We start from the raw sequence: 20,062 nt of genomic DNA, 5'->3' as shown, positions 1-20,062 counted from the left end.
AACGGACGGGGGTGTGCGGTCCTTCTTCCGTCCGCCTTCCGTCCGCCCCGGCCGTACCACCGGCGCCGTCGGTGGCGACGGGACCTCAGGCCGGGTCGGCCCCCCGGTGCTGCGCCGCGATGCCGAAGCTCCGGCGTTCGCGGGGAGCGGACGCGACCTCGCGGACCGTGGAGACCGCGCTGATCACCTGTTCCTCGGAGGCCTCCGCGAGCTCCCGGGCCTCCTCCAGTCGTCGCAGGTCATCGGCGGAGACGAGGGCGACGAGGGGCTTGCCGTGCCGGGTGACGACGACGCGCTCCCCGGCGTACACCACGCGGTTGATCAGGTCGGCGAGCTCAGCCCTGGCTTGCGTCACCGGAATCTCGTAGGCCATGTCCCCATCATAACGTCACGTACATCCTGTACATTTTTTACGGAGACAGCCGTCGCCGGAACGGCTCCGTCCGCGAGGAGGGGTTCCCCATGACCCGATCGTCCGCCCGTCACGTGCTGCCCGAGTTCACCGAACGGACCGGGTCCGGGCAACGGACCATGGACCCGTACTCGAAGCTCCTGGAGGAGCGGATCGTCTTCCTGGGGACGCCGGTGGACGAGACCTCGGCGAACGACGTGATGGCCCAGTTCATGTACCTGGAGCACCAGGCCCCGGACCGCGACATCTCGCTCTACGTCAACTCCCCCGGCGGCGCGTTCCACGCGATGTCGGCGATCTACGACACGATGCGCTACGTCACCTGCGACGTGGAGACGGTCTGCCTCGGCCAGGCCGGCGCGGCCGCCTGCGTGCTGCTGGCCGCGGGCACACCGGGCAAGCGCTCGGTGCTGCCGGACGCGCGTCTGGTGCTCCATCAGCCGGCGCTGCCCGTGCCGGTCCGCGGACAGGCCAGCGATCTGGCGATCCAGGCCGACGAGTTGCTGCGGATCCGCGCCCGTATGGAGGAACTGCTCGCGCGCCACACGGGCCGCAGCCGGGAGCAGGTCGGCGCCGACATCGAGCGCGACAAGGTGCTCACGGCCCAGGAGGCGGTGGAGTACGGCCTGGTGGACCGGATCGTGCCGAACCGTAAGGCCACCATGGCCGTGCCGACCGGGGAGTGAGCCGGTGCTGCCACCCGAACTCCCTCCGCTGCCCGCCCTGACCCGGGCCGAGGCGGAGTTGATCGACCGTTACCTCGACGTCGTCGACCTGCTCGGCCGCATCAACCCGGCCCTGCCCGGCGACACCTACCGCGGACTGCGCGCCGCCCAGGCCCTGGTCGGCAAGGCGACGGCGCTGCGCGACGCGCTCACCCTGATGCACCAGCGGGGCGAGACGGAACTGCACGCCGCCACGCTGGCGCGGGCGCTGCGCGTCCTGGACGGCGAGCGGCGCACGGCACGGGTCACCCTGCCCCCGGAGTCGGTGAGTTGACGCGGAGACGACGGGCCGGACGCCCGCCCGGCGGCGGAGCGTCCGGCCCTGAGTCGAAACGCCCCAAACGACGTACCCCTGTTCGGAGTAGACAGGGGTCCTTTTTCTGGGCCCTCACAGTTGCGCAACGCGCCTGACCGAAGGGCGGAATGGGACATTCCACCGCTGGTCCGGCGGTCCGCACGGTGGTGGACGGCGGCTCGAACACAGACGTGTCCACCCGAACGGGTGAGTGGTGAGTAACAACACAAATCCCCGGTTCCGTTGGGATTTCCGGACAAGCATGAGCCAAGATCCCTGACTGACGACAAGCCCCCGCCACGGCGGCGGGGCGGTCCGGGCGGACGCCGAGTCCTGCCGCCGCCCGGATGACCGGTCGACAGAAGTGCATCGGCAGGAGTGGAGGACCCAAGCACGACGGGTCGCCGGGACGGTCACGCCATGACCGGACCGAGCAGCCCTTGGGGTGAAGCCGCGTCAGCGGCCGGGCAACTTCGCCAGCCCGAATCCGACAGGTCATCCTTCACAGGCGGCTGACGAAGGGTTGCGCATGACTGCGCTCAATCGTGTCCCGTCGCTCATGGTCCGGGCCGGTACGGCCTCGGCCCTCACGATCGCCGCCGTGGGCGGCTCGATCGTGGCGCCCGGCTTCTCCTCCGAGGCCTCGGCGGCCACCCATGGGACGAAGGCACTCCAGATCGCGGCCTCCAAGAAGGGTTCGCCCTACAAGTACGGCGCCACCGGACCGCACCGGTTCGACTGCTCCGGGCTCACGCTGTACTCGTTCAAGAAGGTGGGCAAGAAGCTGCCGCGTACGGCCGCCCAGCAGTACAACAGGACGCGCCACATCTCCCCCAAGAACCGCAAGGCGGGGGACCTGGTGTTCTTCCACTCGGGCCGGAACGTGTACCACGTGGGCATCTACGCGGGTAAGAACAGGCTCTGGCACGCCCCGAAGACCGGGGACGTGGTGCGGCTGCAGAAGATCTGGACCAAGAGCGTCTGGTACGGGCGCGTGAAGTGACCGCCCGGTGTGCGGCGGCGTCCTGACGCGCCGCCGCACACCGGAGCGTGACCCGGGTCCTTCCGGATCCCCGTCACCCCGGGGCCGAGCACCGTCCCCGCACGGCGCGCGACGCGACACCGCCGCAACGCGCAGACCGCAACGTCGTCGAGTTGCTCCAGGAGCTGCGCGTCACCCGGACGGGTGCAGATCCTCTTCACACCCGGACGGGTGTGCAGATCCTCTTCGGCTTCCTGCTGCCGCTCGCCTTCACCTCGCGCGGCGAGGACCTCGACGGGGTCCAGCGCGTGACCCGCGTCGTCACCCTGCTGCCGGTCGTCCTGGCCGCCGCGCTCTTCACCGCGCCGGCCGCCCTGCACCGCTCCCTCGTCCAGCAGGCCGCCGAGCCGCGCATCGTGCAGGTCTCCTCACGGCTGGCCGCCACCGGCCTGGCCGTGCTCGTGTGCGCGTCCAGCGGTTCCGTGCTGTGGTGGTCGACGTGACGACCGGCCGGGCGGCGTCGCCGCGGGCGGGGCGCCGTTCCCGGTGTGCGTTCACCTGTGGGGCGTGCTGCCGCGACCGGTGCGGCGGGCCGGACTGCGGGCCCGGGGCCGGCGCGCCCGTCTCCGAGCACACCTTCGAGGAGCCGACCCGGGACGGCGTCCGTGTCCCGGCACCCCTGCGCCGCACGGTCAGGCAGCCGTCGGGGGTACGGGGAGGAGCGGACCAGCGACCAGGGGCGCCGGAGCGGGGGCGCTGAGACGCGGCGGGGTCTGACGAGGGCGAGGAGACGGTCTCGGCCGGCTCGGGAAGCCGGCGGTGGCCGGGAGGGCCGCGCGAATGCTGTCGTGTCGGCCGGAGGGCCGCGCGATGCCGCTCGTACGGGGCGTCGTGTCGGCAGGGCGGCGCGATGCCCCTCGTGCGGGGCGGGGCGCGTCCGCTGCCCGTGGGGGTGCGGAGGGCCGCGATGCCTGTCGGGACCGCCGCCGGATCACGGCTCCGGCTGACTCACCGCGGTCATCGGCTGGGCCGGGACCGTCCACGGAAGCTCGATCGAGATGGTCTTGCCGCCCTCGCGGGTGGGGCGGATGCGGAGCTTGCCGCCGCATTCGGCGGTCAGCCAGCGGATGATGACGAGTCCGCGTCCGTTGTCCTGCTGGACGGCGGCGGGGAGCCGTCTGGGCAGGCGCGGGTGGCTGTCCGTGACGCCGATCCACAGGTGCTCGTCGCGTTCGAGCACGACGTCCACGGTGAAGGTGGGCGACTGGCCGAACGTGTGCTGGACGGCGTTGGTGGCGAGCTCGGAGATGATGAGCCGGACGGTGTCGGACACTTCCGTGTCCGCCGGCAGCCCCCACTCCGCCAGCGTGCCCACCACGTAGGCGCGTGCCGCGGAGACCGAGGCGGGATCGCTCGGCAGAGTGACGGATGCTTCCAGATGGTCTGCCATGGCGACGTCGTCCCTTTCCCACGGGACCGCAGTCCGACACGGAGCGGATGGTTCGAGTACGGTCCCGGACTGGTGCTTCGTCCGCCAGAGTGCCACCAGAACCCCCTGAAGGACGGCGATCCACCAAGATATGCATATATCTGTCGCTCAAAGCGGTGAACTCTGCGACGCGAGACCGTATTTGGGTGGCTCGGAAGGAGTAAGGAGGAGCCCATGCAGCACGGTCCCGCGGTGCGCCGCCGGAAACTGGGCGCCGAACTGCGCGCACTGCGCACCTCGGCAGGGCTCACCAGCGGTGAGGCGGCCCGGCTGGTGGGCTGGCACCAGTCCAAGGTCAGCCGGATCGAGACGGGCACGAGCGGGGTGAAACCGGCCGATGTGCGGTTACTGCTCGACGCCTACGGTGTGGCGGACTCCCAACTGCGCGATTTGCTGCTGGTGTTGTCGGGTTCCGACGACGGCGGTGGCCGCCACCACTGGTGGCACGCCTACCGGGGGGTGCTGCCGCCGACCTACCGGGACTTCATCAGCCTGGAGTCGCAGGCCGGCGCGATGCGCACGCTGGAGACCACCGTCGTCCCGGGGCTGCTCCAGACGCCCGAGTACGCGCGTGCGGTGACGAAGGCGGCGGTGGGCAGCCTGCCGGAGGACCGGCTGGACACGCTCGTGGAGGTGCGGCTGGCCCGTCAGGACGTGCTGCGCGCGGATCCGCCGCTGGAGCTGAGCGCCGTGCTCGACGAGGCGGTGCTGCGGCGTGAGGTGGGCGGGCCCGGGGTCATGGCGCGGCAGCTGGAACGGCTGGTGGAGGCGGCGCGGCTGCCGCAAGTGCGGCTCCAGGTGCTGCCGTTCGCCGCCGGGGCGCACATCGGCGTGACGGGCCCTTTCGTTATCTTCTCATTTTCGCGCACTTCTGATTTGGATGTGGTTGTTCTCGACCACTTGACGAGTAGCCTCTACCTCGAACGGAAAGAAGACCTCCAGGCCTACACGGAGGCCTTCAACGCCCTTCAGATCCACGCCCTTTCGCCCGAGGACTCGTTGGATTTCATCGCCGGGACAGCCGCCGGCGCCTAAGGAGGCACCATGCGTGCACTGCCTCGTCACGTCCACTCAAGTACCGAACTGCACGGTGTGCGGTGGTTGCGCAGCAGCTACAGCACCGGCGCGAACAACTGCGTCGAGACCGGATGCCCGCAGTCCCCGCCGTGGGCCGGGCTCCTCGCCGTGCGCGACTCCAAGGCCCCGGACGGGCCCGCGCTGCTCTTCTCACAGGGCAGCTGGGCCGCGTTCACGGCCGCGGTCGACCGTATGTGAACACCCGTCCGGTCCACTCCTTCATCGTCCGCCCTCGTGCGACGCACGGCCGTGTCACGCCGACTCATGGCCGCGTCTCGCCGATCAGCCGTACAGCGCGTTCGATCTGCTGACCGGTCAGGTCCGCACGTGCGGTCAGCCTGAGCCGTGAGATGCCGTCCGGCACCGAAGGGGGCCGGAAGCAGCCCACGGCCAGGCCCGCCGCGCGGCACTCGGCCGCCCAGCGCACGGCGCCCTCGGGAGAGGGCGCCCGCACCGAGACCACCGCGGCGTCCGGACGCACCGCTTCCAGACCCGCGGTGGTCAGGCGTGCGTACAGCTCGTCCGCCACCGCGCGGGCCCGCGTGGCCCGATCCGGCTCGCGGCGCAGCAGCCGCAGGGCCGCCAGGGCGGCCCCCGCCGCGGCAGGGGCGAGCCCGGTGTCGAAGATGAACGTCCGTGCCGCGTTGACCAGATGCCCGACGACCCGGCGCGGGCCGAGGACGGCGCCGCCCTGGCTGCCGAGCGACTTGGACAGGGTCACCGTCGCGACCACGTCGCCGGCGCCCGCGAGCCCCGCGGCGTACGGCGCGCCGCGGCCGCCGTCCCCGAGGACGCCCAGGCCGTGGGCGTCGTCGACGACCAGTCCCGCGCCGTGTTCCCGGCAGGCCTCGGCCAGTGCGGTCAGCGGGGCCGCGTCGCCGTCGACCGAGAAGACCGTGTCGGACACGGCGATGGCCGTGCCCTCGTGCGCGGACAGCGCCTTGCGCACGGCCTCCGGCTCGGCGTGCGCCACGACCTGGGTCGTACCGCGGGCCAGCCGGCAGCCGTCGATGAGCGAGGCGTGGTTGCCCGCGTCGGAGACGATCAGCGAGCCGTGCGGGGCCAGTGCGGTGACCGCCGCGAGGTTGGCGGCGTAGCCGGAGGAGAAGACGAGGGCGGCCTCGAATCCGCAGAAATCGGCCAGTTCCCGCTCCAGCTCGGTGTGGAGTTCGGTGGTGCCGGTGACGAGCCGGGAGCCGGTCGAGCCGCCGCCCCAGTCCCGCGCGGCCCGTACCGCCCCCTCGACGACCTCGGGATGGCGGGTCAGCCCCAGGTAGTCGTTGCTCGCCAGGTCGAGGAGCGGTGACGCGGCCGGACGGGGACGCAGGGTCCGTACGAGTCCGGCGCGGCGGCGCAGTTCCGCCTGCTCGTCGATCCAGCCGAACGCCATGGGTGGTCCTCCGCGGATTTTGTAGGCAGTGCACAGACACTAGCGGGACCACCAGCAGGTCAGTGTGTGGCAATACCCACACCTCGAAGCGACTCTGTTGTGCGAACTCTCCTTGGCCCGAAGCACCCGAGTAGGACAGGATCGGCTCTCATGGACCTGCTGAACACGCTGGTGGAGAAGGGGCTTCGGCGCGAGCCGCCGACCCGGGACGAGGCACTGGCCGTCCTCGCGACGTCCGACGACGACCTGCTCGATGTGGTGGCCGCGGCCGGCAAGGTGCGCCGGCACTGGTTCGGCCGGCGGGTGAAACTCAACTACCTCGTCAACCTGAAGTCCGGCCTGTGCCCCGAGGACTGCTCGTACTGTTCGCAGCGGCTCGGCTCCGAGGCCGGGATCCTGAAGTACACCTGGCTCAAGCCCGACCAGGCGTCCGACGCGGCGGCGGCCGGGGTGGCCGGGGGCGCCAAGCGGGTCTGCCTGGTGGCCAGCGGGCGGGGCCCGACCGACCGGGACGTGGACCGGGTCTCCGAGACCATCAAGGCGATCAAGGAGAACAACGAGGGCGTCGAGGTGTGCGCCTGCCTCGGCCTGCTCTCCGACGGTCAGGCGGAGCGGCTGCGCGAGGCCGGCGCCGACGCCTACAACCACAACCTCAACACGTCCGAGGCGACGTACGGGGAGATCACCACCACGCACACGTACGCCGACCGCGTCGACACGGTCAACAAGGCGCACGCGGCCGGCCTGTCCGCCTGCTCCGGTCTGATCGCCGGCATGGGCGAGACGGACGAGGACCTCGTCGACGTCGTCTTCGCGCTGCGCGGGCTGGACCCCGACTCGGTCCCGGTCAACTTCCTCATCCCGTTCGAGGGCACCCCGCTCGGCAAGGAGTGGAACCTCACCCCGCAGCGGTGCCTGCGGATCCTGGCGATGACCCGGTTCGTCTGCCCCGACGTCGAGGTGCGCATCGCGGGCGGGCGCGAGGTCCATCTGCGCACGATGCAGCCGCTCGCCCTGCACCTGGCCAACTCGATCTTCCTCGGCGACTACCTCACCAGTGAGGGCCAGGCGGGCAAGGCCGACCTGGAGATGATCGCGGACGCCGGGTTCGAGGTGGAGGGCACCGACCAGGTGACGCTGCCGGAGCACCGGGCCGGGGGCTGCCACGACGGTGGCGGGGTGTGCGGGTCCGGGGGCGGCGGGGCGTGCGGTTCCGGCGCGGAGCCGGAGCCCGAGGCCGCGGCGCAGGCCGCCGAGCCCCGTACGGCCACCGGGCCCCGTACCGATCTGGTCGCCGTGCGCCGCCGGGGTGCCGGGACGGACCTCGCGCCCAATGCCTGAGCCGACGGTCCCCGAGCTGCTGGAGCTCGACCGGCGGCACGTCTGGCATCCGTACGGCCCGATGCCCGGACGGCAGGAACCGCTCGTCGTGGAGTCGGCGAGCGGGGTGCGGCTGCGGCTCGCCGACGGCTCGGGAGAGCTGGTCGACGGCATGTCGTCCTGGTGGTCGGCGATCCACGGCTACAACCACCCGGTGCTGAACGAGGCCGCGCGCGAGCAGCTCGGGCGGATGAGCCACGTGATGTTCGGCGGGCTCACCCACGAGCCCGCCGTGCGCCTGGCGAAGCTCCTTGTCGACATGTCACCCGACGGGCTGGAACACGTCTTCCTCGCCGACTCCGGGTCGGTGTCGGTCGAGGTCGCGGTCAAGATGTGCCTGCAGTACTGGCGTTCGCTGGGCCGCCCCGGCAAGGCGCGGCTGCTGACCTGGCGCGGCGGCTACCACGGCGACACCTGGCAACCCATGTCGGTGTGCGACCCCGAGGGCGGGATGCACGAGCTGTGGGCCGGGGTGCTCCCCCGCCAGGTGTTCGCGGACGCGCCCCCGGCGGAGTACGACGAGGCGTACGCCGAGCACCTGCGGTCGGCCGTCGAGCGGCACGCCCACGAGCTGGCCGCGGTGATCGTCGAGCCGGTGGTGCAGGGCGCGGGCGGGATGCGGTTCCACTCCCCCGCGTATCTGCGGGTGCTGCGCGAGGCGTGCGACGCACACGACGTGCTGCTGGTGTTCGACGAGATCGCCACCGGCTTCGGCCGTACGGGCGCGCTGTTCGCGGCGGGGCACGCGGCCGTGACGCCGGACGTGATGTGCGTGGGCAAGGCGCTGACCGGCGGTTATCTGACCATGGCGGCGACGCTGTGCACGCCGCGGGTGGCCGACGGCATCTCGCGGGGCGAGGTGCCGGTGCTCGCGCACGGTCCGACCTTCATGGGCAACCCGCTGGCCGCGGCGGTGGCCTGCGCCTCGATCGAGCTGCTGCTCGGGCAGGACTGGCTCACGGAGGTCAAGCGGATCGAGGCGGGGCTGCGCGAGGGGCTGTCGGCCGCCTCGGCGCTGCCCGGTGTGCGGGAGGTGCGGGTCCTCGGCGCCATCGGGGTCGTGCAGCTCGACCACGAGGTGGACATGAAGGCGGCCACGGAGGCCGCGGTACGCGAGGGCGTGTGGCTGCGGCCGTTCCGCGATCTGATCTACACCATGCCGCCGTACGTCACGGGCGACGCGGACCTGGCGCGGATCGCGCGGGCGGTGTGCGCGGCGGCGCGGGAGGGATGACATGCCGGTACTGGTGATCACGGGCACGGGCACGGAGGTCGGCAAGACGGTCGTGACCGCCGCCGTCGCCGCGGCGGCGCTGGCGGCCGGCCGGTCGGTGGCCGTGCTCAAGGCGGCGCAGACGGGCGTGCGGCCCGGCGAGCCGGGCGACGCCGCCGAGGTCGCGCGCCTCGCCGGCCCGGTGACGACGGCGGAACTCGCCCGCTACCCGGAGCCGTTGGCGCCGGCCACGGCCGCCCGCCGGGCCGGCCGTGCCCCGGTCCGTCCGCCCGAGGTGGCGGAGGCCGCGGCCAAACTGGCCGCCGAGCACGACCTGGTGCTGGTTGAGGGCGCGGGCGGACTGCTCGTACGGTTCGACGCGGCCGGCGGCACCCTGGCGGACGCGGCCGGGCTGCTGTCGGCTCCCGTGCTGGTCGTGGTGCCCGCGGGGCTCGGCACGCTGAACACGACGGAGCTGACCGCCCGTGAACTCCGGTCCCGGGGCCTGGACCTGGCGGGACTGGTGATCGGCAGCTGGCCCGCCGAACCGGATCTCGCCGCCCGCTGCAACCTCGCGGACCTTCCGGACGTGTCCGGAGCCCCCTTGCTCGGCTCGGTCCCCGCGGGCTCGGGGAGCCTGTCCCCCACGCAGTTCCGCACCTCGGCCCCGCACTGGCTGGCGCCCCGTCTGAACGGCACGTGGGACGCGGAGGCCTTCCGGACACGAGAGGCACCCCCGGCGGGCTGACGGGCGGGCGGGGCGCACCCTTCGGCGCCCCGCCCCCTCACCGACCGGCTCCGGCCGGGTCAGGGACACCCCACGACCGGGTCCCGCTCACCGGCATCACCCCGAACGGCACTCGGGATGGGAAGCCTTCGCGACGCGAGAAGCACCGTGCCTGCGGATATGCCCCGGTTCGCGCGGCCGCGCAAAGCGCCCGCGGGCGTGTGCTGAAACCGGCGCGGGCGTGATCGCGTGTTGGAGTACGTACGTGATCATCTCCGAAGGGAAACCCCGTGCACTCGACACACCCCCGCCCCTCCCGCCGTACGGCCCTCGCGCTGGGCGCGGGGACGTTACTCGGCATCGCCGCCGCACCGGCACACGCCGTGGCGGGGACCGGTGCCGGCGCCACCGCGCGGCTGAGGGAGCTGGAGCGGGAGCACACCGCACGGCTGGGCGTGTACGCCCGCAACCTGCGCACCGGGCGGACCGTCACCCACCGGGCCGGTGAACTCTTCCCGATGGCCTCGCTGTTCAAGACACTCGCCGCCGCGGCCGTCCTGCGCGACCTCGACCGCGACGGCGAGTTCCTGGCCCGGCGCGTGCACTACACCGCGGAGTACGTGGAGCGGTCCGGGTACTCGCCGGTCACCGTGGAGCACGTCGCGACCGGCATGACCGTCGGGGAACTGTGCGACGCCACGATCCGCTTCAGCGACAACACCGCGGGCAACCTGCTGTTGAAGGAGCTGGGCGGTCCTGCCGCCGTCACGCGGTTCGCGCGCTCGATCGGTGACCGGGTCACCCGGCTCGACCGCTGGGAGCCCGAACTCAACAGCGCCGAGCCGTGGCGGGTGACCGACACGACCTCCCCGCGCGCCATCGGCCTCAGCTACGCCCGTCTCGTGCTCGGCGACGCGCTGGAGCGTCGCGACCGCGCCCGGCTCACGGACTGGCTGCTGCGCAACACCACCAGTGAGGAGAGGTTCCGCAAGGCCCTGCCCGCCGACTGGCTGATCGCCGACAAGACCGGCGGCGGACGGTACGGCGGCAACAACGACGTGGGCATCGCCTGGACGCCGGACGGCGCGCCGATCGTGCTGTCGGTCCTGACGACACAGCCGGAGGAGGACGCCCCGGCGGACAACGCGCTGGTCGTCCGGGCGGCCGAGCTGCTCGCGGCGGAGCTGGGCCAGACAGCCGGATGACGGTCACGGGCAGGCGAGGAGCGCGGGACGCGTGGCCGGCCGCGGGCGCCCTCGGTGTCGCCGGGCTACTGGTTCTGCACTCCGCCGTGCCCAACGGCGCCGGCCGTGCCGGGAGCCTGCTGGAGACGTTTCTGCCGTGGCTGGGCGCGGCCGTGCCGGTCCTCGTCTGCCTCTCGGTGGTCCTGCGGTCCACGCCGGGGCTGGTGGCCTGTCTGGCGCCCGCGCTCGCCTGGCTCTGGCTGTTCGGGGGGCTGTGGTTCGCCTCGCCCCCCGGCGCGCACGATCTGACGGTCGTCCAGCACAACGTGGCCGACGACAACGCCGACCCCTCCGGCACGGCACGCGCGCTGCGCGCGACGCGCGCCGGTCTGGTGGCCGTACAGGAGCTGACGCCCGCGGCGCGGCCCGCGTACGAGGACGTCCTGGGCGCCTCGCACCCGCACCGGGCGTTCCACGGCACGGTCGGGCTCTGGTCGGCCTGGCCCCTGTCGGACGTGCGGCCCGTGGACATCCGGCCCGAGGGCTTCCCGCGGAGCTGGCGGCGCGGGCTGCGGGCCACGGTGGCCGCGCCGGGCGGGCGGGTCGCGGTGTACGTGGTGCATCTGCCGTCCGTCCGCCTGGGCGTGACAGGTCTGGCGGCGGGGCCCCGGGACGGGAGCGCGGCGCTGCTGGGGGCCCGGATCGCCGCCGACCCGGCCGAGCGGCTGCTGGTGGCCGGGGACCTCAACGGCACGCTGGACGACCGGGGTCTCGGTCCGCTTACCTCCCGGCTGGACGCCCCGGAGTCGGGCTTCGCGTTCAGCTGGCCGGCCGCCCTGCCGGTGGCCAGGATCGACCAGGTGCTGGGCCGGGGCGTCGACGTCACGGAGGTGGCGGCGCTGGACACGACCGGCAGCGACCACCTGCCGGTGCTGGCCCGCGTCCTCCTTCGGTAGGCACGCGCGGTGGCGGCAGGGGTGCGTCCGGTCCGTACGGGGGACAATCCCCGTAGGGCCAGCCTCGTGAGGGAGGTCGTCATGCCGCTCCGCTCCGGCCGCGTGCCGCGGGATGCCGTGCACCATCCGCTGTTCGCCCGCTGCTACGCCCGGGTCAGCGTGACAGCCGAGACCAGGATGGGCATGGCCCGCGTACGCGGCCGGCTGCTGCACGGACTGTCGGGGCGGGTGATCGAGATCGGCGCGGGCAACGGGCTGAACTTCGCCCACTACCCGGACACCGTCGCGGAGGTCGTGGCCGTCGAACCGGAGCGGCTGCTGCGCAGGATGGCCGTGGAGGCCGCCCGGCGGGCGGAGGTGCCGGTGGACGTGGTGCCGGGCGCGGCCGAGGCGCTGCCGGTCAAGAGCGAGGGTTTCGACGCGGCGGTCGTGTCGCTGGTGCTGTGCAGTGTGCGGGACGTGCCCCGGGCGCTCGCGGAGCTGCGGCGGGTGCTGCGGCCGGGCGGTGAGCTGCGGTTCTTCGAGCACGGTCTGGGTGAGGGCCGGGCGATGGTCTTCACGCAGCGGGCGCTGGACCGGACGGTGTGGCCGCTGCTGAGCGGCGGCTGCCATCTGTCCCGGGAGCCGGTGCGGTCGCTGCGGGACGCCGGGTTCGAACTGGGCCCCTACCGGCGGGTGATGATGCCGGAGGAGGGTCCGGTGCTGCCCAGCTCGTACTGCGTGCTGGGCACGGCCTGGCGCCCGGCGGCCACGGAGTAGCCGCGGGCCCGGCCGGGACTTCGGTGGCCGCGGTACGCGGTCACAGGCTCCAGGTCCGCAGTTCCCGCTCGATGTCCCGCACGGAGGCCTCGCCGCTCTTGACCAGCCGGGCGAGGTCGCGGACCTGCTCGGGCGAGGTGACGACCTTGGCGCCGCCGGCGACCAGGTAGGCGTAGGCGACGGCGGAGGCGAACAGCGCGTTGGAGCGCTCCAGCGCGGGGACGTGGATCAGGAGCTGCAGCAGCGCGGCGGCGCGGGCGTGCGGGCTGTCGTAGACGGGGACGTCGAATATGCGGGCCTGGTGGCGTGCGACGGCGGCGACGAGGGCTCCCCAGTCGGTGACCTGGGGGTCCCCGGGGGTCTTCTGCTCGGCGAGCATCAGCAGCCAGGCGAGGTCGATCGTGAGGTCGTCCAAGGTTCAGCGGCGACCTTCGCGCGTGCCTTCACGGTCGGGGCCGAACTCCTCGGCGAACACCGACTCGTACTGCTTCATGAAGTCGGCGGCGGCTTCGACGAACGTGTGGCCGACCTCGCCGGTGTCCTGTCTGACCAGCTCCTCGATGTAGCGGTTGACGCTCATGCCGCGGGCCAGGGCTCGCTCGCGGGCGGCGCGGGCGGTGCCCTCGTCGACGCGCACGTTCAGCTGGGTCTTCGCCATGCCTCGACGCTAGCGCGCAGGTGCTAGCACCGGCAAGGGTGCGACTCCGACCCGCGGAGGATACCGAGTGTGGGCCGGGTCACATTACGCTCGGGCAGACCAGGAGGTCCCTGGCGTCCACCCTGAGGAGGCGGCCTTGTCCACACCTGCTGCGGAGCACGCCCCGGGCCTCGCACCCGCCGACGGCATCGCGGCCCGCGCCCGGGGGCTGACGAAGGCGTACGGCTCGGGCGAGACGACCGTCCTCGCGCTCGACTCGGTGGACGTGGACATCGTCCGCGGCCGGTTCACGGCGGTGATGGGCCCGTCCGGTTCCGGGAAGTCCACCCTGATGCACTGCCTGGCGGGGCTCGACACCGTCTCGGCCGGGCAGGTGTGGCTGGGCGACACCGAGATCACCGGGCTGAGGGACCGCGAGCTGACGCGGCTGCGCCGGGACCGGATCGGTTTCATGTTCCAGTCGTTCAATCTCATCCCCACGCTGAACGCGCTGGAGAACATCACCCTGCCCATGGACATCGCGGGCAAGAAGGCCGACGAGGGGTGGCTGCGGCAGGTGATCGACACCCTGGGCCTGCGGGACCGGCTGCGGCACCGGCCGTCGCAGCTGTCCGGCGGGCAGCAGCAGCGCGTGGCCTGTGCGCGGGCGCTGGCCTCCCGGCCCGAGCTGATCTTCGCGGACGAGCCGACCGGCAACCTCGACTCCCGCGCCGGTCTCGAGGTGCTGGGCTTCCTGCGCGAGGCCGTGGACCGGCTGGGGCAGACCGTCGTCATGGTCACCCACGACCCGGGCGCCGCCGCCCACTCGGACCTGGTCCTCTTCCTGGGGGACGGCCGGATCGTCGACGAGATGCCGCAGCCCACGGCGGAGGCGGTACTGGAACGCATGAAGCGTTTCGACGTCATCCGCACCCGCTCCGAGGACGCCCCGGCGCCGGCCGAGGAGCACTGACCCCGTGCTCAAGGCGACCCTGCGCAGCTTCCTGGCGCACAAGGGGCGGCTGCTGCTCTCCGCGCTCGCCGTCCTGCTGTCCGTCGCGTTCGTCACGGGGAGCCTGATCTTCTCCGACACCGTGAGCCGCACCTTCGACCGGCTGTTCGCCTCCACCGCGGCCGACGTCACGGTCAGCCCCAAGGAGGGCCTCGACGAGGCGGTGCCCTCGGGCCGGACGGCCACCCTGCCGGCGGCGCTCGCCGAGCGGGTCCGGCGGGTCGAGGGCGTCGCGGCGGCCCGCGCCGAGGTGGACGTCAGCGGCCTCACCGTCGTCGACGCGGACAACGAGCCGGTCGGGCCGACCAACGGCGCCCCCACGCTCGGCAACGCCTGGAACCCCACCGAGCGCAGCCCCGTGGAGCTGTCCTCGGGTCGCGCCCCGCGCGGCCCGGCCGAGGCGCTGATCGACTCGGAGACCGCCGAACGCCGGAACGTGCGCATCGGGGACCGGCTCACCGTCATCGCGCCGCCCGGGTCGTTCCGGGTCCGGGTCGTCGGCATCGTCACGTTCACCACCACCAACCCGGGCGCCGCCCTCGTCTACTTCGACACCCCCACCGCGCGCACCGGGTTGCTGGGCGATCCGGACGCCGCCACCGCCATCTCCGTGGACGCGGCGGCCGGGGTCGGTGACGAGCGGCTCAAGCAGCGGGTGGCCGACGCGCTCGGCGCGCGGGCCTACGACTACCGGACCGCCGGTGAACAGGCCGAGTCCGACGTCCAGAAGCTGGGCGGGTTCCTCGACGTCATCAAGTACGTGATGCTGGGCTTCGCCGGGGTCGCCGTGCTGGTCGGGGTCTTCCTGATCGTCAACACGTTCTCCATGCTCATCGCCCAGCGCACCCGCGAGCTGGGCCTGCTGCGCGCCCTGGGCGCCGACCGGCGCCAGGTCCGCCGCTCGGTGCTCGCCGAGGCCCTGCTGCTCGGCCTGGTCGGTTCCACGCTGGGGCTGGTCTCCGGGATCGGGCTGGCGGCCGGGCTGATCGCGCTGATGGGCCTGCTCGGCACCAGCATCGCCACCGGCGAGATGGTCATCGGCTGGGTGACACCGGTGGCCGCGTACGCCGTCGGTCTCGGGGTCACTTTCGTCGCCGCCTACCTCCCGGCGCGGCGGGCTGCGGCGGTGTCGCCGATGGCCGCGCTGGCGGACGCCGAGGTCGGCGGGGTGGGCCGGCCGCTGCGCAACCGGGCGGTGGCGGGCGCGGTCGTCGGGACGGCCGGGGCGGCGGCGCTCGCGGGCTGCGCGGTGTCCGGGCGGACGTCGTCGGCGGCGTCCCTGCTGGGGCTCGGTGTGGTGCTGTCCCTGATCGCGACCGTGATCGCCGGACCGCTGCTGGTGCGCCCGGTGATCCGGGTGCTGGGCGCGGCCTTCCCCGCCCTGTTCGGGTCGATCGGCCGGATGAGCCAGCGCAACGCCCTGCGCAACCCCCGCCGCACCGGCGCCACCGCGGCCGCGCTGATGGTGGGCATCGCCCTGGTCGGCGGGATGTCGGTGGCGAGCGCCTCGATGACCAAGTCGTTCGACCAGCAGATCGACAAGACGCTGGGCGCGGACTTCGTCGTCCAGAACAGCAACTTCCTGCCGTTCCCGCGGGAGGTCACCGACGCGGTGCGCGGCACGGAGGGTGTGGGGCTGGTCGTGCGCGGGCGGTTCACGCCGGTCGCGCTGCGCCTGCCGGACGGCGACCGCGTGGAGACGACCGCCGCGGGCTACGACCCGCGGCTCGACGAGGTCGCCGACGTCACGTACGCGCAGGGCGATACGGCGGCGGCGCTCGCGCCCGGGCGCCTGGCCATGGACCGGGACTTCGCCCGCGACCACGGCGTACGGGTCGGCAGCACCGTCCCGGTGGAGTTCCAGGGCGGGCGCAGGGCCGAGCTGACCGTCGGCGCCCTCACCGACCAGGACGCCGCCGAGGGCTTCGGGACGCAGGGCGGGGTGTACTTCGGGCTCGCCACCCTGGAGCGGTACGCGCCGGGCGGTCAGGACTCCGCGCTGTACGTCAACGCCGCCCCGGGCACGGGCGAGGACGAGCTGCGCGCGGGCCTGGAGAAGACCCTGGACCCCTATCCGCAGGTGCAGGTGCGGGATCTGGCCGACTACAAGCAGCTGGTCCGCGACCAGATCGCGGTGCTGCTGTACCTGGTGTACGCGCTGCTGGGGCTGGCCATCATCATCGCGGTGCTCGGCGTGGTGAACACCCTCGCCCTGTCGGTCGTCGAACGCACCCGGGAGATCGGGCTGCTGCGGGCCATCGGGCTGGCCCGGCGGCAGCTGCGGCGGATGATCCGCCTGGAGTCGGTGGTGATCGCGGTGTTCGGCGCGGTCCTGGGGCTCGTCCTGGGCCTGGTGTGGGGTGTGTGCACCCAGCAGGTGCTGGCGCTGCAGGGCATGACGGCCTTCGCGATCCCGTGGCTGACGATCGTGGCGGTGGTGATCGGCTCGGCGGTGGTCGGGGTCGTGGCGGCGCTGCTGCCGGCGTTGCGCGCCTCGCGCATGAACGTGCTGGCGGCCATCGCCCACGAGTGAGGGGGACGGCCGCGCCCGGCCCGCCACGGGTGCGCGCGGTCCGGCGTCCGCATCCTGGAATGGTGCGCCGCGACGGAGGGCCGGTGGTGTGATCACCGCATGAACGAGCCGCGTATCCGGGCCGCGACGCCCGAGGACCTCGACACGGTGCTGGCCTTCTGGAAGGTGGCCGCCGAAGGCACGAGCATCAGCGACGACCGCAGTGGGGTGGAGCGGCTCCTGGCACGCGATCCCGGGGCGCTGCTCCTGGCCGAGCGGGACGGCGAGCCGATCGGGACGGTCATCGCCGGGTTCGACGGCTGGCGCTGCCATCTGTACCGGCTGGCCGTGCACCCCGGCCACCGCCGCCAGGGGATCGCCACGGCGCTGCTCGCCGCCGCCGAGGAGCGGTTCGCGCGCCTGGGCGGACGGCGCGCCGACGCGATGGTGCTCACGCGCAACGAGAGGGCGCAGCGGGCGTGGGAGGCCGCCGGGTACGGGCCGGAGGAGCAGTGGCGGCGCTGGGTGAAGCCCCTGGACGGGCGGGAAGCGGGGCGTCCCGCGTAGGCGGCGCCCGGGTATGGACGCGCGCTGTGCGGGTACGCCCTTCTCGCCGCTCCGAGGGCGGGGGCCGGCCACGCCCGAGCCGCCGGCCGGAGGACTTTACCCGTCCTTTACCCTGGGGTGGCCACTCGGTTCCTATGAAAGGTTGTGAGCGTCCGCCCATGGGCGAGCCTCCCAGTGCGCCGCGCCGCGCGTTCCGCCCCGTCCTGGAGAACCATGGAACGGGGGTGAACCGATGACCGAAGTGCTCCTGCTGTTCGTGGCGATCCTGCTGTCGCTCGCCTGCGGCGCCTTCGTGGCCGCCGAGTTCTCCCTCACCACGGTCGAGCGCGCCGAGCTGGAGCGGTCGGTGGAGCGCGGCGAGCGCGGCGCCCGCGGCGCGCTGAAAGCCGTACGGAACCTGACCTTCCAGCTCTCCGGGGCGCAGCTCGGCATCACCGTCACCAACCTGGTCGTCGGCATGCTCGCGGAGCCGTCGATCGCCGCGCTGATCGCCGGTCCGCTGGAGGACCTCGGCGTCTCGCGTTCGGCGTCGCGCAGCCTGGCGCTGGTCATCGGCACGGCCCTGTCGACGGTGTTCCTGATGGTCGTCGGCGAGCTGGTGCCGAAGAACTGGGCGATCTCCTCGCCGCTGGCCGTCGCCAAGAACGTGGGCAACGCCCAGCGCTGGTTCAGCGCCGCGTTCCGGCCGTTCATCACGCACCTCAACAACACGGCGAACCGGATCGTGCGGCGGATCGGCGTCGAGCCCGCCGAGGAGCTGGCGTCGGCGCGCGGGCCGCAGGAGCTGGCCGCGCTCGCCCGGCACTCCGCCAAGGAGGGCGCCCTGGAGGCCGACACCGCCGAGCTGTTCGTGCGCACGCTGAACCTCGCCGACCTGACCGCCGAGAACGTGATGACGCCCCGCGTGCAGGTCGTCGCACTGGAGGTGCAGGCGACCCTGGAGGACGTGGCGAACGCGACCCGCGCGACCGGCCTGTCCCGGTTCCCGGTCTACCGGGGCACGCTCGACTCGGTCGTCGGGACGGCGCACGTGAAGGACGTGCTGGCGGTGCCGGCCGAGCGCCGGACCCGCGTCTTCGTCTCCGAGCTGATGCGCGAGCCGCTGCTGGTCCCCGAGACCCTGACCGTCGACCGGCTGCTGGACCGGCTCTCCGGCAAGCGCACGATGGCCGTCGTGATCGACGAGTACGGCGGCACGGCCGGGGTGGCCACCCTGGAGGACATCGTCGAGGAGGTCGTCGGCGAGGTGCGCGACGAGCACGACCCGCACGAACTGCCGGACCTCGCGCCGGCCGGCACGGACGAGTCCGGGCACGCCCTGTACTCGGCCGACGGCTCCGCGCGCGTGGACCACCTGGAGCGCGTGGGACTGCGCGCGCCGGAGGGGCCGTACGAGACGCTCGCCGGGCTGGTGGCCACCGTGCTCGGCCGGATACCGGCCGCCGGTGACACCCTCGAGGTCGCCGGCTGGCACCTGGAGGTCCTGGACGCGACCGGCCGCCGGGCGGCCCGCGTCCGGCTGCGCGCGCCCCTCGACGACAAGAAGCCCGACGAGAAGGGGGCGGAGCTGTGACCGCCGTCCAGCTGCTGATCGGTCTGGCGACGCTCGTCGTCAACGCCTTCTTCGTCGGCGCCGAGTTCGCGCTGATCTCGGTGCGCCGCAGCCAGATCGAGCCCTACGCCGACCAGGGCGACCGCCGCGCCAGGAGCGTGCTGTGGGGGCTGGAGCACGTGTCGGCGCTGATGGCCGCCGCGCAGCTCGGCATCACACTGTGCACGCTGGTGCTCGGTGTGGTCGCGGAGCCGGCGATCGCGCACCTGCTGGAGCCGGTGTTCCACGCGATGGGCGTGCCCACGGGCGCGGGGCACGCGGTGTCCTTCGTGATCGCGCTGGCCCTGGCCACGTATCTGCACATGCTGCTCGGCGAGATGGTGCCGAAGAACATCGCGCTCGCCGAACCGGTGCGCAGCGCGCTGGCGCTCGGACCGCCGCTGGTGGCGCTGTCCCGGGCGCTGCGCCCGGTGATCTTCACGGTGAACGCCTTCGCCAACACCCTGCTGAAGCTGCTGCGCGTGGAGGCCCGCGAGGAGGTCGCGGCCTCGTACTCGGACGCCGAGATCGCACAGATCGTGAAGGACTCCAGCGAGGCCGGCCTGATCGACGACCGCGCCCAGGAGCGGCTGCACGACGCGCTGGAGCTGGGCCGCCGCCCGGTGCGCGACGTGGTGCTGCCGCTGGAACGCGTCGTGTACGCGAGCGTCGGGGTCACTCCGGAGCAGCTGGAGCGGCTGTCGGCGGAGTCCGGGTTCTCCCGCTTCCCGGTGGTGGACCAGGGGCGGCGGATCGTCGGCTACCTGCACGTGAAGGACGCGCTGGACGCCGCCGGGCGGGACGTGCCGTTCCGGCTGCGGGACATGCGCTCCATCGCGCGCGTACGGGAGCAGACACCGCTGGACGACGTCCTCACCGCGATGCGGGGCAGCCGCACGCACCTGGCGGCCGTCCTCGGCGCGGACGGGCGCCTGGCCGGTCTGGTGACCATGGAGGACGTGCTGAGGGAGCTGTTCGGGCAGCGGACGTGAGCGCGCCGGATCGGTGAGGGCCCGCCGGGGCGGGGCATGGGCGGCGGGAGCGGGCGGGCGCCTGCGGGAGTCCGCCCCCGGGACCCCGCTCGCCGACCGGTGAGAGCGCCGACCGGCAACCGGCTCGCGAGGGAGGTCCGGGCGCGGGAGAGCCGGCCCCCG

At 73.2% G+C, this 20,062-nt stretch carries 22 protein-coding genes and 1 riboswitch; of the genes, 17 read left to right on the top strand and 5 right to left on the bottom strand.

Annotated elements, in window-relative coordinates; translation table 11 throughout:
- Positions 1–85: 85 nt before the first annotated feature.
- Positions 86–373, bottom strand: a complete 288-nt coding sequence (locus ABZY20_RS24385; protein ID WP_356443654.1) for a type II toxin-antitoxin system Phd/YefM family antitoxin — start codon at positions 371–373, stop codon at positions 86–88.
- A gap of 89 nt (positions 374–462) precedes the next feature.
- Here ABZY20_RS24385 and ABZY20_RS24380 point away from each other — a divergent pair, with 89 nt between their 5' ends.
- The 4 genes from ABZY20_RS24380 (at position 463) to ABZY20_RS24365 (ending at position 2,917) form a co-directional block, all read left to right on the top strand.
- On the top strand, positions 463–1,098 hold the full coding sequence (locus ABZY20_RS24380; RefSeq protein ID WP_356443653.1) for an ATP-dependent Clp protease proteolytic subunit: 636 nt from the start codon (positions 463–465) through the stop codon (positions 1,096–1,098).
- A 4-nt stretch (positions 1,099–1,102) separates the two neighbouring features.
- Entirely contained in the window at positions 1,103–1,411 is a 309-nt protein-coding gene (locus ABZY20_RS24375; protein ID WP_356443652.1) for a hypothetical protein, read from the top strand.
- A gap of 367 nt (positions 1,412–1,778) precedes the next feature.
- Positions 1,779–1,958, top strand: a riboswitch (cyclic di-AMP (ydaO/yuaA leader).
- 3 nt (positions 1,959–1,961) lie between these two features.
- On the top strand, positions 1,962–2,435 hold the full coding sequence (locus tag ABZY20_RS24370) for a C40 family peptidase (protein ID WP_356443651.1): 474 nt from the start codon (positions 1,962–1,964) through the stop codon (positions 2,433–2,435).
- 47 nt (positions 2,436–2,482) lie between these two features.
- Positions 2,483–2,917 (top strand): DUF6328 family protein, encoded by a 435-nt coding sequence (locus tag ABZY20_RS24365; protein ID WP_356443650.1) that lies wholly within the window; start codon positions 2,483–2,485, stop codon positions 2,915–2,917.
- Positions 2,918–3,405: 488 nt separating this feature from the next.
- Here the strand turns inward: ABZY20_RS24365 and ABZY20_RS24360 are convergent, their stop codons facing one another.
- Positions 3,406–3,864, bottom strand: a complete 459-nt coding sequence (locus ABZY20_RS24360) for an ATP-binding protein (protein WP_356443649.1) — start codon at positions 3,862–3,864, stop codon at positions 3,406–3,408.
- Between the two features lie 213 nt (positions 3,865–4,077).
- Here ABZY20_RS24360 and ABZY20_RS24355 point away from each other — a divergent pair, with 213 nt between their 5' ends.
- Entirely contained in the window at positions 4,078–4,938 is an 861-nt protein-coding gene (locus ABZY20_RS24355) for a helix-turn-helix transcriptional regulator (protein ID WP_356443648.1), read from the top strand.
- A 9-nt stretch (positions 4,939–4,947) separates the two neighbouring features.
- On the top strand, positions 4,948–5,178 hold the full coding sequence (locus tag ABZY20_RS24350) for a DUF397 domain-containing protein (RefSeq protein WP_356443647.1): 231 nt from the start codon (positions 4,948–4,950) through the stop codon (positions 5,176–5,178).
- A gap of 64 nt (positions 5,179–5,242) precedes the next feature.
- Here the strand turns inward: ABZY20_RS24350 and ABZY20_RS24345 are convergent, their stop codons facing one another.
- The gene (locus tag ABZY20_RS24345) at positions 5,243–6,370 is read right to left on the bottom strand and encodes an 8-amino-7-oxononanoate synthase (RefSeq protein ID WP_356443646.1); all 1,128 of its coding nucleotides are present in this window, start codon (positions 6,368–6,370) and stop codon (positions 5,243–5,245) included.
- Between the two features lie 150 nt (positions 6,371–6,520).
- Between ABZY20_RS24345 and bioB the strand changes: the two genes are divergently transcribed.
- The 6 genes from bioB to ABZY20_RS24315 all read left to right on the top strand — a co-directional run bounded on the left by bioB (position 6,521) and on the right by ABZY20_RS24315 (position 12,589).
- Positions 6,521–7,711, top strand: a complete 1,191-nt coding sequence (gene bioB, locus ABZY20_RS24340) for a biotin synthase BioB (RefSeq protein WP_356443645.1) — start codon at positions 6,521–6,523, stop codon at positions 7,709–7,711.
- Positions 7,704–8,984, top strand: coding sequence for an adenosylmethionine--8-amino-7-oxononanoate transaminase (locus ABZY20_RS24335; RefSeq protein ID WP_356443644.1), 1,281 nt, complete (start codon positions 7,704–7,706; stop codon positions 8,982–8,984). The genes bioB and ABZY20_RS24335 overlap by 8 nt, the downstream gene beginning before the upstream one ends.
- A 1-nt stretch (position 8,985) precedes the next feature.
- On the top strand, positions 8,986–9,711 hold the full coding sequence (gene bioD / locus ABZY20_RS24330; protein ID WP_356443643.1) for a dethiobiotin synthase: 726 nt from the start codon (positions 8,986–8,988) through the stop codon (positions 9,709–9,711).
- A 269-nt stretch (positions 9,712–9,980) separates the two neighbouring features.
- The gene (bla, locus tag ABZY20_RS24325; protein ID WP_356443642.1) at positions 9,981–10,895 is read left to right on the top strand and encodes a class A beta-lactamase; all 915 of its coding nucleotides are present in this window, start codon (positions 9,981–9,983) and stop codon (positions 10,893–10,895) included.
- Entirely contained in the window at positions 10,892–11,830 is a 939-nt protein-coding gene (locus ABZY20_RS24320) for an endonuclease/exonuclease/phosphatase family protein (RefSeq protein ID WP_356443641.1), read from the top strand. The genes bla and ABZY20_RS24320 overlap by 4 nt, the downstream gene beginning before the upstream one ends.
- Positions 11,831–11,911: 81 nt before the next feature.
- On the top strand, positions 11,912–12,589 hold the full coding sequence (locus ABZY20_RS24315; protein ID WP_356443640.1) for a class I SAM-dependent methyltransferase: 678 nt from the start codon (positions 11,912–11,914) through the stop codon (positions 12,587–12,589).
- 40 nt (positions 12,590–12,629) lie between these two features.
- On the opposite strand, the gene ABZY20_RS24310 is transcribed toward ABZY20_RS24315, so the two are convergent.
- Together ABZY20_RS24310 and ABZY20_RS24305 are read right to left on the bottom strand one after the other, a co-directional pair.
- Entirely contained in the window at positions 12,630–13,004 is a 375-nt protein-coding gene (locus ABZY20_RS24310) for a fic family toxin-antitoxin system, toxin component (protein WP_356443639.1), read from the bottom strand.
- Between the two features lie 3 nt (positions 13,005–13,007).
- Positions 13,008–13,247, bottom strand: a complete 240-nt coding sequence (locus ABZY20_RS24305; RefSeq protein ID WP_086853303.1) for a toxin-antitoxin system HicB family antitoxin — start codon at positions 13,245–13,247, stop codon at positions 13,008–13,010.
- 136 nt (positions 13,248–13,383) lie between these two features.
- Here ABZY20_RS24305 and ABZY20_RS24300 point away from each other — a divergent pair, with 136 nt between their 5' ends.
- The 5 genes from ABZY20_RS24300 to ABZY20_RS24280 all read left to right on the top strand — a co-directional run bounded on the left by ABZY20_RS24300 (position 13,384) and on the right by ABZY20_RS24280 (position 19,900).
- Positions 13,384–14,199, top strand: a complete 816-nt coding sequence (locus ABZY20_RS24300) for an ABC transporter ATP-binding protein (protein WP_356443638.1) — start codon at positions 13,384–13,386, stop codon at positions 14,197–14,199.
- A 4-nt stretch (positions 14,200–14,203) separates the two neighbouring features.
- On the top strand, positions 14,204–16,771 hold the full coding sequence (locus ABZY20_RS24295) for an ABC transporter permease (protein ID WP_356443637.1): 2,568 nt from the start codon (positions 14,204–14,206) through the stop codon (positions 16,769–16,771).
- Positions 16,772–16,825: 54 nt separating this feature from the next.
- Positions 16,826–17,317, top strand: a complete 492-nt coding sequence (locus ABZY20_RS24290; RefSeq protein ID WP_356443863.1) for a GNAT family N-acetyltransferase — start codon at positions 16,826–16,828, stop codon at positions 17,315–17,317.
- A 232-nt stretch (positions 17,318–17,549) separates the two neighbouring features.
- Positions 17,550–18,890 (top strand): hemolysin family protein, encoded by a 1,341-nt coding sequence (locus ABZY20_RS24285; protein WP_356443636.1) that lies wholly within the window; start codon positions 17,550–17,552, stop codon positions 18,888–18,890.
- Positions 18,887–19,900, top strand: coding sequence for a hemolysin family protein (locus ABZY20_RS24280; protein WP_356443635.1), 1,014 nt, complete (start codon positions 18,887–18,889; stop codon positions 19,898–19,900). Before ABZY20_RS24285 ends, ABZY20_RS24280 begins: the two co-directional genes overlap by 4 nt.
- Positions 19,901–20,062: the final 162 nt, after the last annotated feature.

Source organism: Streptomyces sp. NPDC006624 (assembly GCF_040611555.1).
GTDB lineage: Bacteria > Actinomycetota > Actinomycetes > Streptomycetales > Streptomycetaceae > Streptomyces.
This window is presented reverse-complemented; position numbering and strand designations above follow the sequence as displayed.

Coding starts and splice junctions, on each gene's coding strand:
- ABZY20_RS24360 (WP_356443649.1), bottom strand. CDS start 3,864: ATGGCAGACCATCTGGAAGCATCCGTCACTCTGCCGAGCGATCCCGCC.
- ABZY20_RS24315 (WP_356443640.1), top strand. CDS start 11,912: ATGCCGCTCCGCTCCGGCCGCGTGCCGCGGGATGCCGTGCACCATCCG.
- ABZY20_RS24305 (WP_086853303.1), bottom strand. CDS start 13,247: ATGGCGAAGACCCAGCTGAACGTGCGCGTCGACGAGGGCACCGCCCGC.
- ABZY20_RS24350 (WP_356443647.1), top strand. CDS start 4,948: ATGCGTGCACTGCCTCGTCACGTCCACTCAAGTACCGAACTGCACGGT.
- ABZY20_RS24380 (WP_356443653.1), top strand. CDS start 463: ATGACCCGATCGTCCGCCCGTCACGTGCTGCCCGAGTTCACCGAACGG.
- bioB (WP_356443645.1), top strand. CDS start 6,521: ATGGACCTGCTGAACACGCTGGTGGAGAAGGGGCTTCGGCGCGAGCCG.
- ABZY20_RS24355 (WP_356443648.1), top strand. CDS start 4,078: ATGCAGCACGGTCCCGCGGTGCGCCGCCGGAAACTGGGCGCCGAACTG.
- ABZY20_RS24320 (WP_356443641.1), top strand. CDS start 10,892: ATGACGGTCACGGGCAGGCGAGGAGCGCGGGACGCGTGGCCGGCCGCG.
- ABZY20_RS24335 (WP_356443644.1), top strand. CDS start 7,704: ATGCCTGAGCCGACGGTCCCCGAGCTGCTGGAGCTCGACCGGCGGCAC.
- bioD (WP_356443643.1), top strand. CDS start 8,986: ATGCCGGTACTGGTGATCACGGGCACGGGCACGGAGGTCGGCAAGACG.
- ABZY20_RS24370 (WP_356443651.1), top strand. CDS start 1,962: ATGACTGCGCTCAATCGTGTCCCGTCGCTCATGGTCCGGGCCGGTACG.
- ABZY20_RS24345 (WP_356443646.1), bottom strand. CDS start 6,370: ATGGCGTTCGGCTGGATCGACGAGCAGGCGGAACTGCGCCGCCGCGCC.
- ABZY20_RS24285 (WP_356443636.1), top strand. CDS start 17,550: ATGACCGAAGTGCTCCTGCTGTTCGTGGCGATCCTGCTGTCGCTCGCC.
- ABZY20_RS24385 (WP_356443654.1), bottom strand. CDS start 373: ATGGCCTACGAGATTCCGGTGACGCAAGCCAGGGCTGAGCTCGCCGAC.